The organism is Asprobacillus argus, from assembly GCF_032248395.1.
In the GTDB taxonomy this organism is placed as follows: Bacteria; Bacteroidota; Bacteroidia; order Flavobacteriales; family Flavobacteriaceae; genus Polaribacter; species Polaribacter argus.
Genome location: NZ_JAVTTO010000020.1, coordinates 1 through 255 on the forward strand (window position 1 = coordinate 1; position 255 = coordinate 255).

Below are 255 nucleotides of genomic sequence, written 5' to 3' on the forward strand. Positions count from 1 at the left end.
TGATGCCATTTGCATCTACGATCGTAACATCATAAGTTCCCGAGGTTAGGTTATTGAACGTATACGTTGGTCCTGCTTGATTGGTGGCCTGCTGCACTACATTGGCGGTTCCACCTTCTAATAAGGTAATCGTATAGTTAGGTACTGAGTTTTGATCTATAGATACTTCAATAACTCCAGTAGTATCTCCAAAACACAATACATTCTGATGGGATGCTAACACTTCTGATATTAACAAATCGGCTGGCTCATTAA

1 protein-coding gene is annotated in these 255 nt (G+C 40.0%); it reads right to left on the bottom strand.

Annotated features, from left to right (window positions below; genetic code table 11):
* Positions 1 to 255 (bottom strand): hypothetical protein (locus RQM59_RS14460; protein WP_349242819.1); only part of this gene is annotated, 255 nt, incomplete at both ends.